The following is a 15,891-nucleotide window of genomic DNA, read 5'->3' on the forward strand; positions in this document are numbered from 1 at the left end:
GCGGTTGTCGTCCACCACCAGCACGCGCAGCGCGCCCGCCGGGGCCGCGGGCGCCTGCGTGGGCACGGGTGGCTGCTCGGGCGCGGGCACCAGCGGCAGCGTGACGGTGAAGACCGAGCCCTGGTCGGGCCCGGCGCTTTCGGCACGCACGCTGCCGTGGTGCAGCTCGACCAGGTTGCGCACCAGCGCCAGCCCCAGACCCAGCCCGCCCTGCGAGCGGTCCGCCGAGCGCGTGCCCTGGGTGAACAGGTCGAAGATCTCGGGCATCAGCTCGCGCGGGATGCCGATGCCGTTGTCGGCCACGCGCAGCGCCGCATGGCCGCCCTGCGTGCCCAGGGTGACCTCGATCTCGCCCTGGGCCGGCGTGTACTTCGCGGCGTTGTTCAGCAGGTTGCTGACCACCTGCACCAGGCGCGCCGCATCGCCACCCACCCAGACCGGCGCATCGGGCAGGCGCACCGCCAGCCCGTGGCCGCGCGAATGCAGCAGCGGCTGCACCTGGTCCACGGCGGCGCGCACCACCTCGCGCAGGTCCAGCACCCGGTGCTCCAGGGTGACCAGCCCGCGCGTCACCCGCGACACGTCCAGCAGGTCGTCCAGCAGCTTGGCCATGTGCGCGGCCTGGCGCGCGATCACCTCGCTGGTGCGCGCGACGCGCTCGTCGCCGGCGGCCGCCTGGTGCAGCAGCTGCGCGCCGGTGGCGATGGGGGCGAGCGGGTTGCGCAGTTCGTGCGCGAGCATGGCCAGGAATTCGTCCTTGCGGCGGTCGGCGGCGCCCAGGGCGGCGGCCAGTGCGGCCTGCTTGCGGCCCTCCTCCGCCAGCGCCTGCTGCTGGGCCTGCAGGCGGTCCAGCATGCGGTTGATGGTGGCGGCCAGGCCCCGCACTTCGCTGCTGCCCGTCTCGGGCACGCGGCGCTGGGTCAGGCCCTCGCCGGTGACCTCGCGCGCGAAGCCCTCCAGGCGGCGCAGGTCGGCGGTCAGCAGCGCCGCCAGGCGCCCGCCCGCCAGCACGACCACCGCGAACAGCGCCAGGCCGATGACGGCGAAGGACGCCAGCTGCGGCGCGATGGTCAGCTCGCCCGCCGTGGCGGCCGAGGGCTGGGCCCCGCGGATGCTCAGGCCCAGGGAGCGGAAGTCCGACGGCACGGCCACCGGCGTGGCGGGGCCGTCGCTGTCCAGGCCATGGCCGGCCCAGTCCAGCAGCATGCCGCTGCCCGCGTGCAGGTCCGACAGCTTGACCTTGTAGAGCAGCGCGCCCTCGGGCGAGGGCGTGCGGGCATAGACCAGCGGCTGCATGGCGACCAGCTCGTCCACCCCGCCATCGCGCGTGATGCGCGCGCCCGGCCGGCCGTCGCGCAGCTGCTCGCGCAGCCAGGCGAGCTGGGCCGGGCTGAAACGCGCGCCCGGGTTGCCGGCGATGGGCTGGCCTTCGAAGTCGGTGAACAGCAGCTGCACGGGCACGCCGTTGATCTGCCGCACGCCGTTGAGGAAAGGCTCCAGGTAGGTTTCCTTGCCCGCGCTGTCCACCAGGCCCGTGGCCAGGATGCTGCTGGCCGCCATCTCGGCCATGCGGTCGTGCACGGCCGTGAGGTCGCTGGACACCGCGGCGGCGTGGAAGCCGCGCTCGCGCGCCGCGATCTCGGCCAGCGCGGCCTGGTGCTGCCGGTTGGCCAGCCACCACGAGGCGAGCGAGATCAGCACCACCGCCGCGGCCGCCAGGCCGGCGGCGGCCAGCGCGAAACGGCGTGCCAGCCCGGCGGGCAGGTGCGGGCGCAGCAGCGTCATGCCGGCACCAGCACGCCGTCGGCGCGGTAGCGGCACATCATCAGCTCGGCCGGGCCCAGGGCTTCGTGGCGCTGCGGCGTGAAGGGCGGGCGGTAGGCCTTGACCAGGCCGTCGTACGCGGGGACGCGCTCCAGCGCGTCGCGCACCGCATCGCGACGGGTGGAGCGCGCCGCGGTGATGGCGCGCGCCAGGATGTGCATGAGGTCGTAGGCATGGGCCACGCCGACCGGGCTGTCGATGTCCTCGATGCGCTTCACGCCCAGGGCCTGGGCGCTGCGCATGAAGCGGGCCAGCGGCTCCTTGCGGGCCCGGAAGAAGCTGAAGGTCTGGATCACGGAGAAGTCCACGTCCTGCAGGCCGGGCCCCGCGGCCTGGAAGAAGCGCCCGCCCGTCACGCCCCAGTGGCTGAGGATGGGGACCCGCTGCGCCGGGGGCAGGTGGGCCGCGTCCGCCACCAGGCGCGCACCCTCGTCGTCGTTGGCCACCAGCAGGATGGCGCGCGCCCCGGCCGCGATCAGCCGGCGGTAGTGGTCCACCAGGTTCATCTCCTGCCAGTTGTACCAGGCGGTGCCCACGATGCGCGGCAGCCGGGCCGGGTGCAGCGCCGACTGGGCGGCCGACTGCGCGGCCACGAGGTTGCTGCGGCCCCAGGAGGTGTTGGTCAGCAGCAGGCCGACCCGGTCCAGCCCGCGCGCCTGGGCCTGCACCATCATGTAGGGCATGGCCAGGCCGTCGCGCAGCGAGCAGCGGAAGATGTAGTTGGGCTGCGAGCCGTTGTCGACGATCGCGTCGGCGGCGGACCAGGCCGCGAGGAAGGGCAGGCGCGCCTGCTTGAGCACCCGCAGCTCCTCGATCACCACCGGGCTGAAGCGGCCGCCGAACACGGCCACCACGTCCGGCATGGCGGCGAACTCCTCGATGTTGCGTATGCCGCGCGCCGCGATGGAGCGGTGGTCGCGCCGGACGATCTCCAGGGGCCGGCCGAGCAGGCCGCCGGCGGCGTTCAGCTGCGCCAGCGCCACCCGCACCCCCAGTTCCACGGCCTGGGCGGAGGTGCTGTTCTCCAGCCCGAACTCACCATCGATGCCGACCTGGATGGGCGGGCCCGAGGGCGAGGCGGCCGCCTGGCCACGGCCGGCGAACGCCAGCGAGGCCGCACCGGCCAGCCAGCGGCGGCGCGTCGCCAAGAACTTGCCCGCCGACTTCATGGCCTGACTTTAGCGCCGCTGCAAGCTCAGCTTTGATGCAATTCCGCAGTGCTTCTCGCGAGCACCCGCGCCTGCTTCATCGGCGGGCCTGCACCGCTGAGAGCGCCGTCATGTTGACCACCCGGCGCACCGTCGCGGACGGGGTGAGCACGTGCACCGGCGCGTTCGCGCCCAGCAGCATGGGGCCGATGGTGACGCCCTGGCCGCCGGTGGTCTTGAGCACGTTGAACAGGATGTTGGCCGAATCCAGGCTGGGACAGATCAGCAGGTTGGCCTCCCCGCTCAGCGTGCAGTCCAGCAGGCTGGCCCGGCGCACGCCTTCCGACAGCGCCGCGTCGCCCTGCATCTCGCCGTCGCACTCGATGCCGGGTGCGATCTGGCGGAACAGGTCGCGGGCCTCGCGCATGCGCCGGGCCGAGCCGCGCGTGGAGGAGCCGTAGTTGCTGTGCGAGAGAAAGGCCACCTTGGGCGGCAGGCCGAAGCGCTGCACCTGCTCGGCCGCCATGTGCGCGATGTGCGCCAGCAGGGGCGCGTCCGGCATCTCGTTCACGTAGGTGTCGGCGATGAAGAGCGTGCGGTCGGGCAGCATCAGGCCGTTCAGCGTGGCGAAGCCGGGCGCGCCTTCGCGCAGCCCGATCACCTCGGCGATGCGCTCCAGGTGGTGGTCGAAGCGCCCCACCAGGCCGCACAGCAGCGCATCGGCGTCGCCCAGGTGGACCGAGAGCGCGCCGATCAGGGTGTTGGAGCGCCGCACCGCGGCCTTGGCGGCCTCCGGCGTCACGCCGTCGCGGCCCATCAGGCGGTGGTAGGCCTCCCAGTACTGGCGGAAGCGCGTGTCGCTGTCGGGGTTGGTGCACTCCACGTCGCGGCCCAGGCGCATGCGCAGCCCGGCCTTGGCGATGCGCGCCTCGATCACCGCCGGCCGGCCGATCAGGATGGGCCGCGCCAGGCCCTCGTCGATCGCGAGCTGGGCGGCGCGCAGCACGCGCTCGTCCTCGCCCTCGGCGTAGGCCACCCGCTGGCCGCCGGCCGCCTTGGCGGCGGTGAAGACGGGCCGCATGATCATGCCGGTCTGGTAGACGAAGCGGGTGAGCTGCGCGGTGTAGGCCTCGTAGTCGGCGATGGGGCGGGTCGCCACGCCCGAGGCCTGGGCCGCGCGGGCCACCGCCGGCGCGATGCGCAGGATCAGCCGCAGGTCGAAGGGCGTGGGGATGATGTAGTCGGGGCCGAAGGCGAGCTCCTGGCCGGCGTAGGCGCTGGCCACCTCTTCGCTGATGTCGGCCTTGGCCAGCTCGGCGATCTCGCGCACGCAGGCCAGCTTCATCTCCTCGGTGATGCGCGTGGCCCCGCAGTCCAGCGCGCCGCGGAAGATGTAGGGGAAGCACAGGACGTTGTTGACCTGGTTCGGGTAGTCGGAGCGGCCCGTGGCCACGATGCAGTCGGGCCGCGCCTCGCGCGCGAGCTCGGGCCGGATCTCCGGCTCGGGGTTGGCCAGCGCGAGGATGATGGGCTTGTTGGCCATGCTGCGCACCATGTCCTGCGTCAGCACGCCCGCGGTGGAGCAGCCCAGGAACACGTCGGCGCCCCGGCAGACGTCGGCCAGCGTGCGGGCCGCGGTGTCCTGCGCGTAGCGGGCCTTGGATTCGTCCATGCCGCCGGCGCGGCCCTGGTAGATCACGCCCTTGGAGTCGACGACGAAGATGTTGCGCGGCGACACGCCCAGCCGCACCATCAGGTCCAGGCAGGCGATGGCGGCGGCGCCTGCGCCCGAGACGACCAGCTTCACCTCGGCGATGGCCTTGCCGACGAGCTCCAGCCCGTTGAGCAGCGCGGCGCTGGCGATGATGGCCGTGCCGTGCTGGTCGTCGTGGAACACGGGAATGTTCACCCGCTCGCGCAGCTTGCGCTCGATGGTGAAGCACTCGGGCGCCTTGATGTCCTCGAGGTTGATGCCGCCCAGCGTGGGCTCCAGCGCGGCAATGATGTCGACCAGCTTGTCGGGGTCGCGCTCGGCCAGTTCGATGTCGAAGACGTCGATGCCGGCGAACTTCTTGAAGAGGCAGCCCTTGCCCTCCATCACCGGCTTGCCGGCCAGCGGGCCGATGTCACCCAGGCCGAGCACGGCCGTGCCGTTGGTCACCACGCCGACCAGGTTGCCGCGCGAGGTGTACTCGGCGGCGAGCGAGGGATCGGCCTGGATGTCCAGGCAGGGGTAGGCGACCCCGGGTGAATAGGCCAGCGACAGGTCACGCTGGTTGAGCAGCGGCTTGGTCGGCGTGACCGATATCTTGCCGCGGCCGGGGGTGCGGTGGTATTCGCGCGCCGCATCGCGCAGGGCCAATTCGGCCTGGGTGGTCGGTTCTTTCATGTGCAGGTCTCCAAGGCCCATGCTGCGCTTTTCGCAGCAGCCAGGCAATGGGGACTGTGCGCCGCGCCGCCGCGCCGCAGTGCGCGGCGGTCACGCTACCGCGGTCAGCGGCCAGGGCGCTCGCCGCGCGGGCCGCTGGCGCGGCCCGGCTGTTCGGGCTGCAGCTGCGCGGCACGCGCATGGGCCCGGAATTCGGGCTCGGTCATCACGTAGAGCGCCACGCGGGGGTAGCTGCCCTTCATTTCGGCCTCGATCACGAACTGCTCGCCCGGGCCGGGGCGCGGGCCGCGCACCCACCAGCGCTGGCCTTCGCTGTCACGGAAGGCCTGGCCGGGGACGATGGGTGCGGGCTGGAAGTCTTTGCTCATGGGCAGGGATGTTCCGGGCGGCAAGCCCATCCTGCTGCCGGCAGCCAGCCCGCGCGGGTGTAGGCCGCCACCTACAGCACCCGATCACGCCCCGGCGCAGCGGCGGGCCGGGCGATCCGCGGGCTTGCCGGCCCCAGGGCGGCCGGCAGGCCCGGCCGCCGGCACTCAGGCCACGGCGCCGCGCTCACGCAGCGCGGCGATCTCGGCCTCGCCGTAGCCCAGGCCGCGCAGCAGCTCGGCGGTGTGCGCGCCCATGGCCGGCGGGTGCAGGCGCACGCCCAGCCGCTCGCCCGCCAGCGTGAAGGGCAGCAAGGTGGCCCGGGCCGTCTGGCCGGCCCGCTCGCCGTCGCTCAGCCGCACCTCGGCCAGGCCGCCGGTGGCCTGCAGGTGCGGGTCGTCGAAGAGCTCCTCCGGCCGGCGGATGGGGGCGAAGGGCAGCCCGTGGTGCTCGAACATCGCCGCCAGTTCACCGGCGCCGCGCGGGGCCAGCCGCTCGCGCAGAACTGGCAGCAGGCGGTGGCGCTCACGCACGCGCTGGTTGTTGGTGGCGAAGGCCGGGTCGGCCAGCAGGTCGGCGAAGCCGAGCGCCTCGCAGAAGGTCTTCCACTGCGCGTCGCTCACCGCGGCCAGGAAGATCTGCTCCCCGCCCTTCACGGTGAACACGTCGTACACGCCCCAGGCCGAGATGCGGTTGGGCATGGGCTCGGCCGCGTGGCCGGTGATCGCGTACTGCAGCATGTGCTGGCCGACCAGGAACACGTTGTTCTCGAACAGCGCGCTCTGCACTTCCATGCCGCGGCCGGTGATGCCGCGCTGCACCAGCGCGCCCAGCACGCCGATGGCGCCGAACATGCCGCCCATGATGTCGTTCACGCTGGAGCCGGCGCGCAGCGGGTCGCCGGGACGGCCGGTCATGTAGGCCAGGCCGCCCATCATCTGCACCACCTCGTCGAGCGCGGTGCGGTGCTCGTAGGGGCCCGGCAGGAAGCCCTTCAGGCTGACGTAGATCAGGCGCGGGTGGCGGGCGGCGAGCGCGGCGTAGTCCAGGCCGTACTTGGCCATGGTGCCGGGCTTGAAGTTCTCCGCCACCACGTCCGCGGTGGCGCAGAGCTCGCGCGCCACGCGGGCGCCGTCCTCGCTGCGCAGGTCCAGCGCGATGCTCTTCTTGTTGCGGTTGAACATGGGAAAGAAGCCCGCGCCCGCGCCCAGCAGGTGGCGCGTGCGGTCGCCCTCGACCGGTTCGACCTTGATGACTTCGGCGCCCAGGTCCGCCAGCACCATGCCGCAGGTGGGGCCCATCACCATGTGCGTGAACTCGACCACGCGCAGCCCGGCCAGGGGCTGCGGCGCCGGCCGCCGCCCAGGGGGCGCCGCGGCAGCGCCGTTTTCGCCGGTATCGCCGGAGCCGCTCACGCCGCGGCCCCCGCCGGGGACGGCGCGGGCGGCTCGGCGGCGGCCAGCGCATCCAGCGCCTGCTGCACCACGGCCTCGCTGCCGACGGGGCGCAGCTGCCGGGCCATCAGCAGGCGCTGCAGCGTGCGCCGCGTCATGGAATGGGGCCGGTTGCCGTGGCTCACGAACATGAAGAGCGTGCCGCGGCCGGCCGCCCAGGTCAGGCGGGCGCGCTGCCACTGGCCGTGGCTGTGAAGGTCCACCCAGGCGCCCTCGCGCAGCCCGGTGATCACCGCCTCGGCCTGCGCCGCGTCCATCGCGTCCGGGGCTTCCCCGCCGGCCTCGGGCACGGGGTGCGCCGAAGCAGCACCCGCGCCCGCGGCCTGGCCCTGCCCGCCGCCCGGGGCGGACGCATGCGCATCCGCAGGCCGTGCGGCCGGCGCGCCGGCCACCGGGTCGGCGCCCGCCACGAGCGCCCCGGAGGCCGGGCCGGGTGCGCCGCCGCCCATGGCATGAACGCCCTGCGAGGAGCCCAGCGTCCCGCCCGCGGCCGCGGCAGGCACGGCGCCCTGCGACGGCAGACCCTGCTGCGGCAGCGCAGCCACCGCCGACGTCTGCGCGGTGGCGGGCGGGGTTTCCTCGAAGCCCAGGGCCTTCTGCTCGCGCTCGCCGAGGAACAGGGTCTCGCGGGCCTGCGGCTTGCGCGCCGGGGCCGGGGCCAGCACCTCGGGCGCCACGCGGGGCGGCTCCTGGTCGGCGGTCGAGGCGCGCCGCAGCCGCGCACGCAGCTTCATCACCGGCCAGTGCAGGCGCTCCAGCGCACGGAAGAAAGTCTCGGTCTCGGCGGGCGGATGGCCCAGCGCCTGCAGGCCCTTGCGCAAGGTGACCAGCACCCGCGGCATGGTCTCGAAGGCACGCGCCGGCTCGCGCACGGCCGAGGGCCGCACGCTCCACAGCAGGTCGGCCACGATGCGCGCGTAGCCGCCCGGGTCCACCTCGCCCGGGTGCTGCAGGCGCGCCTGCGCGATGACCAGGGCCCAGGGCCCGTAGATGAAATCCTGCACGACGGCGGGCACGCCCTCCATGTCGCTGCGCTGGCTCAGCTCGGCGGCGACGCGCTCGGCCTCGGCCTGGCGCGCCTCGGCCCGCTGCACGGCGGCCAGCACCTGCTCGCGCTGGGCCTGGACCTCGCGGTCCTGCGCGTCCCAGCCGGCCTGCAGGGCCGTTAGCGCTGCCTTGAAGGGGCTGGCGTCGGCCATCGCCTCCAGGCGGTTCAGCGCGTTGAAGCGGTCACGCACCGGGTCCAGGAAGGCCTGGAACTCGCTCGCGAATTCGTCGTTGTACTGCAGGCTGCGCTGCGCCACGCCGTCCAGCAGGCGCCGCGCCGGGTTGTCGTGCTGGGCGAAGAAGCGCGGCGACTGCAGGGCCAGGCGGCCCAGCGAAGGCTCCAGCGCGACGATGGCCTCGCGCACGGGCGCCAGCAGCCGGGGGTCGCGCGCGACCTGCTCCACCAGCTCGCGCACCAGGTCCAGCCCCATGACCTGGTCGGCGCTGCTCGCCTGCTGCTTGAGGCGCGTGCGCACCAGCGAGCGCCGCCGCGGCGCGCCGTAGTCGCCCCACAGCGCGGGGCTCAGTGCGGTGGCGGTGCCGACCTCGCGCACCGGCCGGTCCACGGCCGCCAGCTCGCGCAAATCCTCCTGGGCCACGGGCTGCGGCGCGGGCTCGTCGGGCAGCGCCTCCAGCGCGGCCAGTTCCTGCCCCACCGCCTGGTAGAACGCGGGCGCCAGCGGCTGCGGCTCGGCCGGCGCGGCGCCGAACAGGAAGTCGCGCAGCACCCGGCCGCCCAGCCGGTGCATGGCCTGGCCCATCCAGCCCGCCCCGGAAGCCTGCGCCCCGGCAGGCGGCGCGGCGGGCCGCACGCTGGGGCTCCAGCCGCCCTGTGAATCGCCGCTGCCGGTGTCCAGCCCGCCGGCGCGGCTGGCGCGTCCGGGCGTGGCGACGACGCGGTACTGGGCCGCCTGCACCCGCGCCTGCGCGAGCAGGCCGGCGCAGCGTTCGTAGAGCGCCTGCAGTTCCAGCGCCAGCGGCTCGGCCATGTGGCGCATCCACAGCGCGGAGCGCCCCGGCTCCGGCGGCGGCTCGTTCATCACGCTGCGCAGGGCCTGGGCGAAGGCGGCGGGGCGTAGGGGGTTGGCCTCGGGCTGGATGCCGTCCAGCCCCAGTGCCGAGCTCATGAAGCGGTCGAATTCGCCCAGCACCTTCTCGACCCGGCCCTCGAGCTGCTGGGCCAGGCGCGAGACTTCGATCGACTGGACGAGCTCGCTGTCGTCCACCAGGGTCAGCGAGGAGGGGCTGATGCGCACGCCACCGCCGGCGCCGCGCGCCGATGCCGGGGCCGACGCGGCGGCACGCAGGGCAGCGGGAAAGGCCTGGGCCCAGGAGGGTCGCAGGCGCAGCAGGTCCGAGGCCGCGTCGGAGATCGCCTGGCGCTGGGCCTGCGGCTGCGACTTGCGGGCTTCTTCCAGCAGGGCGGCGCAGGCTGCATCGGTGGCGGCTTCGAGGATGCGCGCCGCGCGTTGCACGGCCTCCTCGATGCATGGTTGCACGACGACTGGAAACGCTGCTGGCACCCCACCCCTCCCTGGCTCGAAAGTGTAACCAGCGCCGTGCCGATTGTTCCGTGTGAAGGGGCGCTTATTCCGTCTTTACCGGTGCCGGTGTCGGCAAATCAGCACTGGGCGCACACCGCGAGCGCCTGCGTCGCCTGCGCCCGCGACTTCTCCACCAGGTAGTCGAGGAAGGCCCGCGTGCGCTGCGGCACGAACTTGCGGCTCGGCAGGGCGGCATAGATCGCCAGCCGGCCGGTGATCCAGGGCGCCAGCACGCGCACCAGGGAGCCGTCGGACAGGGCCGGCGCGACCAGGTCCACCGCGGCCGAGGTGATGCCCACGCCGTCCATGGCCGCGCGCAGCAGGGTGTCGGTGTGGTTGGCGGCCAGCACCGGCTCGATCTCCAGGTCCACCGCCGGCATGGAGCCGTCCTCGGCCAGCAGGCGCCAGCTGCGCGCCCGCCCCTGGGGCGGCTTCACGCGCAGGCAGTCGTGCTGGGGCAGCTCCTGGGGCGTGCGCGGCAGGCCGCGCCGGCGCACGTAGGCGGGCGACGCGACCAGCACCGCATGCGAGTCCAGCACGCGCCGCGCCACCACGTCGCCGTCGAAGCCGTCGTCGGTGGGGATCAGGGTGATGTCGAACTGCTCGATCGCCGGGTCGCCGCCGTTGTCGACCTCGATGTCGATGCGGATGCGGGGGTAGCGTTCGTGGAAGCCCGCCAGCAGCGGCGCCACCAGGTGGCTGGCCAGCACCGGCGAGGCGTGCACGCGCAGCAGGCCCGCCAGCTCCTGGGTGGAGGCGGTGGTCGCGGCATGCGCCTCGTCGATGTCCTGCAGGATGCTGCGCACCCGGTTCAGGTAGTCCTGGCCGGCCTCGGTCAGCGCCAGGCGGCGGGTCGAGCGCTGCAGCAGCCGGGTGCCCAGGTGGTCCTCCAGGTCGGCCACCAGCCGGGTCACCACGGGGGCGGACAGGTCCAGCACCCGGGCCGCGCCGGCGAAGCTGCCCTCGTCCACCACCCGTTCGAAGACGCGCATGGAGAGCAAACGATCCATTTCAAGCCCCCAATTGTTTCTAAATCAGAAATGCAACATGAATTATGGGACCGTTTATCTACGTCCGATGAAACCATACAGTACATCCATCGACGGCCCATACATAGAAACCCGGAGCCGCCGACCTAACCAGTCACGAAAGGACTCACCATGAACCGCTCTTACACCACCATCGCCGCGATCGCCTTTGCCACCCTGGCCGGCTCCGCCATGGCCGACACCGTGATCCCGAGCTGGGGTCCCGTCCGTTCCACCGGCGACACCAGCCTGACCCGCCAGCAAGTGCAGGCCGAGACGCAGCAAGCCATCCGCAGCGGCACCATCGTCGCCGCCGGCGAGCGCGCCGCGACCGTGCGTGAACTGGAACCCGGCCGCTTCCCGGCCGCCGGTACCCAAGTGGCGACCACCCGCGAAGAAGTCAAGCGCGAACTGGCCGCCGCCCTGCACCACGGCGACCTGGCCGCCAGCAACGCCTACGGCCGCGACACCAGCCGCCTGTACTGAGCGGCCGCCCGCGGCCCGGGCCCCCGCCGGGGGCTCAGGCCGCCGGCCGCGGCTTGCGGATGGCCAGCGCAATGCCGGCCAGCACCACCGCCGCCGCGAGCCACTGCTGCGGGCTGAGGGATTCGCCCAGCAGCAGCACGCCGCCCACCGCGGCGATGACAGGCACCGACAGCTGCACCGCGGCTGCGCTCGACGAGCGCAGCCGCGGTGTCACGCTGTACCAGAGCGCATACCCCAGCCCCGACGCGATTGCCCCCGAGGCCACGGCCAGCGCCAGCCCCGGCACGTCGGCGCGCAGCCCGGCGGCGAAGGGCAGCAGCAGCGCCAGGGCCATGGGCGCGGCGCGCAGGAAGTTGTCGCGCGTGGCCAGCAGCGGCAGCGTCGCCCGCCGGCCGCGCAATGAATACACCCCCCAGGCCACCCCGGCCGCCATCATCAGCAGCACCGCCACCGGCGGCGCCTGCCCCTGCGTGTCGGCCACCCGCACCAGCATCGCCAGGCCGGCCAGGGCCAGCAGGACACCGCCCAGCTGGGGGGCGCGCACCGGTTCGCGCGCCAGCAACGCGCCGCAGAACATGGTCAGCTGCACCGTGCCGAAGAGCAGCAGCGCGCCCACCCCGGCCGGCAGCCGGGTGTAGGCGAAGGAGAACGCGTCCGCATAGGCGAACAGGGCCGCGCCCGATGTCCAGCTGCCCTGGCGCGGCGCCCCCGGGGCCGGCGCCGCGCTGCGCGCCAGCAGCCACAGCACCACGGCCCCGCTGGCCAGGCGGACGGCGGTGAAGCTGGCGGCGTCGATGCCGGTGCTGCGCAGGGCGAGCCGGCACAGCAGGGAATTGGCGGCGAAGGCCAGCATGGTGAGGGCCGTGAGGAGCGGCAGGCGTAGCGCGTCGGCAGGTGTCATGCGCGCAGCGTAGAGGCTGGCGCGGGCCCGGGCAATCGCGTGAACCAGAACCCGTGCCGGGCCCGGTATGCTCGGCGCTGGACCACGAGCACAGGGGCGGCGGCATTTGAAACACTACTTCCGGGCAGCCCTGCGCGTGCTGCTCAGCGCGCAGGTGGCCAATGGCGCGACGGCCGCCATCGGCCTGCTGCTGGCCTCGGCCATCGTCCACCTGATCCTGGGCCCTGTGGCCGGGGCCGCGGCGACGACGGGCGTGATCGTGGTGACGCCCCCTGACCAGCCCGGCCCGCGCAAGGGCAAGCTGGGCAGCATGCTGCCGGCCGCCCTGGTGGGGCCGCCGCTGTTCCTGGCGACCACGCTGTTGCGCGAAGACTGGCTGCTGCTCTCGGTGTTGCTGGTGGGCGCCACCTTCATCGCCTTCCTGGGCGCGGCCTGGGGCAAGCGCGGCCTGCCCATCTCGGTGTCGGTGATGTTCGCCATGGTGTTCGCGCTGGCCGCCCCGCCCCCCGCCGACGAGGCGAGCGCCTTGCAGTCGGCGCTGGCCTTCACCCTGGGCGCCGTGCTCTACCTGGCCTGGTCGCTGCTGGCCAACGCGGTGCTGAACCCGCGCTTCCGGCTGAACGCGGTGGCCGATTCGCTGTACGCGGTGGCGCGGCTGATGCGCACCCAGGGCCGGCAGCTGGCCGAGCCCACGGCGGACGTGCTGGGCAGCCTGATGAAGCAGCAGGCCGCGCTGGCCGACCAGCTGCAGTCGGCGCGCAACGTGCTGCTGGAGTCGCCCGACCGGCCGCAGCGCCAGCGCCTGGCGGGCATGCTGATGCAGGTGCTGGACATGCGCGACCACCTGGTGGCCTGCGCGCTGGACCTGGACGCGCTGCGCCAGCAGCCGGCGCAGCAGCCGCTGCTGGCCGTGCTGGGCGGCGAGATGCGGGCGCTGGCCGAGGCGCTGGAGGCGCTGGCCGACGCCCTGCTCACGGGCCGGCCGCCCGCACCCTTCACCCTGGAGCGCCCGCCACAGGTGCTGGGCTACGCCGACGACGCCGCGCTGGTCGCTCCCGACCCGCAGGCCCCGCCGCCCGACGTGCTGGCCGCCGCGCTGGCGCGGCGCGTGGGCTACGTGCACGACGAGGCGGCGCGCCTGGTGGCGCTGGCGCGCGGCGAGCGCGAGCCGGACCTGGACGTGGTGCGCGTGGCCTGGCAGCTCTTCGTCAGCCCCACGGCCTGGAGCTGGCGGCCCTTCCTCTCGCTGTGGCGCTGGGACGCGCCGCCGCTGCGCCATGCGCTGCGCGCCTCGCTGGCGATCGCCACCGGCCAGGCCGTGGGCCTGGCGCTGCCCTGGGGCTCGCACGGCTACTGGATCCTGCTGACCATCGTGGTGGTGCTGCGCGGCAGCCTGTCGCAGACGCTGGAGCGGCGCAACAGCCGGGTCGCCGGCACGCTGCTGGGCAGCGCTCTGGCCGGCTTCCTGCTGTATCTGCACCTGCCGGCGGCGGCGCTGCTGCTGGTGGTGGGCCTGGGCCAGGGCGTCGCGCACGCCTTCGCGATCCGCCGCTACCTGGTGACGGCCGTCGCCGCGACGGTGCTGGCGCTGCTGCAGGCCCACCTGCTGAACCCGGGCGGATCGCCGGTGTTCGACGTGGCGGAGCGGGTGGGCGACACGCTGATCGGCGTGCTCATCGCCTGGCTGTTCAGCTACGTGCTGCCCTCCTGGGAGCGGCACCAGGCCGGCGCGCTGGTGGCGCGGGCGCTGAAGGCGCAGGCCCGCCATGCCGAACTGGCCCTGCAGCTGGGCACCGTGGCGGCCGGCGACACGCGCGCCGAGCTCGGCTGGCGGCTGGCGCGGCGCGAGGCCTACGACAGCCTGTCGGCCCTGGTGCAGGCGGTGCAGCGGGCGCTCTCGGAGCCGCGGGCGGTGCGCCCCGCCCTGCAGGAACTGGAGCGCATGCTGGGCCACGGCTACCAGCTGCTGGCGCAGCTGACCGCGGTGAAGACCATGCTGCTGCGGCGGCGCGACCACCTGGACATCGCGCAGCTGCAGGCGCCGCTGCGTGAAGCGGCGGGCGCGATCGCGCAGGCCCTGGCCCAGCCGGGCAGCACGCAGGCGGCACCGGCCTGGAGCGCGGAGCAGCAGCCCATGTTCGAGCCGCCGGCCGGCACCGCGCAGGACCTCAACCCCTGGCTGCTGCGCCGCCTGCGCCTGGCCACGGGCCTGGCGCAGGCCTTCCGGCTGGAAGCCGACCAGGCCATGGCGCGCCGCGGCGCCCCGGCCGACGCCGGCGCGGTGCCGGCAGGCCGGGCGGCCGGGGGCTGAAGGCGCTCAGCGACGGTCCCAGTGGCCGCCGTGCTGCTGCCAGCCGCCGGGGCCCTGCGCCCAGCTGCGCGGCACCCAGCGGTAGCCGGGCCGCGGCGCTTCCCAGCGGCCGGGCGTCCAGACGTGCCGGCCGCTGCTCCAGGTCCAGTAGCCGCCGATCCAGATGTAGCCCGGCGCGGGCGCGACCACCTGGCTCTCCACGATCAGCGGCGGCGGCGCACTGGGCGCGACCACCACGCTGGCGCCGCCGTAGTAGGGCTGGCTGTAGACCGGCTGGCTGTAATAGGGCTGGGCGGGCGCCACCACGCAGCCGGCCAGCACAAGCGCGGCCGCGCCGGCCACCAGGGCCGGCGCGCTGCGGGGGATTCGGACTCTCATGGCATCTCCAGGGGTGATGCCTCTTCGAACGGGCGGGCGGCCCGGTGGTTGACGCCGCCGTGTTGCCGCCGGGTAAAGATCGTTGCCGGCCCGGCCGGTGGATCGCTGCCGGCTCAGCCCTGCGCGGCCTGCAGGGCGGCGATGCGCTCCTCGATGGGCGGGTGGCTGGAGAACAGCTTGCCCACGCCGGAGGTGATGCCCAGGGTCTGCATGTTGCGCGGCAACTCGCCGGGCACCATGCCGCCCAGCCGGGCCAGCGCATGGATCATGGGCTGGCGCGCGCCCATCAGCTGCGTGGACCCGCGGTCGGCGCGGAACTCGCGCTGGCGCGAGAACCAGGCCACGATCATCGCGGCCAGGAAGCCCAGCACGATGTCCAGCACCAGGGTGGTCACGTAGTAGCCGATGCCCGGGCCGCGGCTTTCGCTGTCGCGGCGCAGGAAGCCGTCGACCACGTAGCCCACCACGCGCGAGAGGAACACCACGAAGGTGTTCATCACGCCCTGGATCAGCGTCATGGTGACCATGTCGCCGTTGGCGATGTGGGCCACCTCGTGGCCGATGACGGCCTCGACCTCCTCGCGCGTCATGCCCTGCAGCAGGCCGGTGGACACCGCCACCAGGGCGCTGTTCCTGAAGGCGCCGGTGGCGAAGGCATTGGGCTCGCCCTCGAAGATGCCGACCTCGGGCATGCCGATCCCGGCCTTGTCGGCGAAGCGGCGCACGGTCTCGACGATCCAGGCCTCGTCGGCGTTGCGCGGCTGCTCGATCACCTGCACGCCGGCCGACCACTTGGCCATGGGCTTGGAGATGAGCAGCGAGATGAAGGCGCCGCCGAAGCCCATGACCAGCGCGAAGCCGAGCAGCATGCCCAGGTTCAGGCCGTTGGCCGTGAGGTAGCGGTTCACGCCGAGCAGGCTGGAGACGATGCCCAGCACCAGCACGACGGCGAAGTTGGTGGCGACGAAGAGGAGGATGCGTTTCATGTTGTGGCTATTCTCCGGGGAACGGGAGG

At 73.8% G+C, this 15,891-nt stretch carries 12 protein-coding genes; 2 read left to right on the forward strand and 10 right to left on the reverse strand.

Translation table 11 applies throughout. From position 1 onward, the window contains the following. From IM725_RS08730 to IM725_RS08760, 7 genes are all read right to left on the reverse strand, one after another. Positions 1-1,785: sensor histidine kinase (locus IM725_RS08730; RefSeq protein WP_193780194.1), on the reverse strand; the 1,785-nt coding region annotated here is incomplete at its 3' end. Then, positions 1,782-2,993, reverse strand: coding sequence for an ABC transporter substrate-binding protein (locus tag IM725_RS08735; protein ID WP_227753693.1), 1,212 nt, complete (start codon positions 2,991-2,993; stop codon positions 1,782-1,784). The genes IM725_RS08735 and IM725_RS08730, both read right to left, overlap by 4 nt. A gap of 76 nt (positions 2,994-3,069) precedes the next feature. Next, entirely contained in the window at positions 3,070-5,361 is a 2,292-nt protein-coding gene (locus tag IM725_RS08740; RefSeq protein ID WP_193780195.1) for an NADP-dependent malic enzyme, read from the reverse strand. A 104-nt stretch (positions 5,362-5,465) separates the two neighbouring features. Beyond that, positions 5,466-5,729 (reverse strand): hypothetical protein, encoded by a 264-nt coding sequence (locus IM725_RS08745; protein ID WP_193780196.1) that lies wholly within the window; start codon positions 5,727-5,729, stop codon positions 5,466-5,468. 165 nt (positions 5,730-5,894) lie between these two features. Next, a complete protein-coding gene (locus tag IM725_RS08750; protein WP_227753698.1) occupies positions 5,895-7,067 on the reverse strand; it encodes a CaiB/BaiF CoA transferase family protein in 1,173 nt (390 codons plus the stop codon). A gap of 71 nt (positions 7,068-7,138) precedes the next feature. Further along, complete coding sequence (locus IM725_RS08755; RefSeq protein ID WP_287065696.1) at positions 7,139-9,751, reverse strand: DUF1631 family protein; 2,613 nt, start codon at positions 9,749-9,751, stop codon at positions 7,139-7,141. Between the two features lie 98 nt (positions 9,752-9,849). After that, the gene (locus IM725_RS08760) at positions 9,850-10,782 is read right to left on the reverse strand and encodes a LysR family transcriptional regulator (RefSeq protein ID WP_193780198.1); all 933 of its coding nucleotides are present in this window, start codon (positions 10,780-10,782) and stop codon (positions 9,850-9,852) included. A 150-nt stretch (positions 10,783-10,932) separates the two neighbouring features. Here IM725_RS08760 and IM725_RS08765 point away from each other — a divergent pair, with 150 nt between their 5' ends. Beyond that, positions 10,933-11,286, forward strand: a complete 354-nt coding sequence (locus IM725_RS08765; protein WP_193780199.1) for a DUF4148 domain-containing protein — start codon at positions 10,933-10,935, stop codon at positions 11,284-11,286. A gap of 34 nt (positions 11,287-11,320) precedes the next feature. On the opposite strand, the gene IM725_RS08770 is transcribed toward IM725_RS08765, so the two are convergent. Further along, positions 11,321-12,187, reverse strand: coding sequence for a DMT family transporter (locus IM725_RS08770; protein WP_193780200.1), 867 nt, complete (start codon positions 12,185-12,187; stop codon positions 11,321-11,323). Positions 12,188-12,293: 106 nt separating this feature from the next. On the opposite strand from IM725_RS08770, the gene IM725_RS08775 reads away from it, so the two are divergent. Beyond that, a complete protein-coding gene (locus tag IM725_RS08775; RefSeq protein WP_227753694.1) occupies positions 12,294-14,498 on the forward strand; it encodes an FUSC family protein in 2,205 nt (734 codons plus the stop codon). Between the two features lie 6 nt (positions 14,499-14,504). Here IM725_RS08775 and IM725_RS08780 read toward each other — a convergent pair whose 3' ends face one another. Together IM725_RS08780 and htpX are read right to left on the reverse strand one after the other, a co-directional pair. Continuing rightward, complete coding sequence (locus IM725_RS08780) at positions 14,505-14,876, reverse strand: YXWGXW repeat-containing protein (protein WP_193780202.1); 372 nt, start codon at positions 14,874-14,876, stop codon at positions 14,505-14,507. A gap of 113 nt (positions 14,877-14,989) precedes the next feature. Beyond that, on the reverse strand, positions 14,990-15,862 hold the full coding sequence (gene htpX / locus IM725_RS08785) for a protease HtpX (RefSeq protein WP_193780203.1): 873 nt from the start codon (positions 15,860-15,862) through the stop codon (positions 14,990-14,992). Positions 15,863-15,891: the final 29 nt, after the last annotated feature.

Origin of the sequence: Ramlibacter aquaticus (genome assembly GCF_015159745.1) — a bacterium.
GTDB lineage: Bacteria > Pseudomonadota > Gammaproteobacteria > Burkholderiales > Burkholderiaceae_C > Ramlibacter > Ramlibacter aquaticus.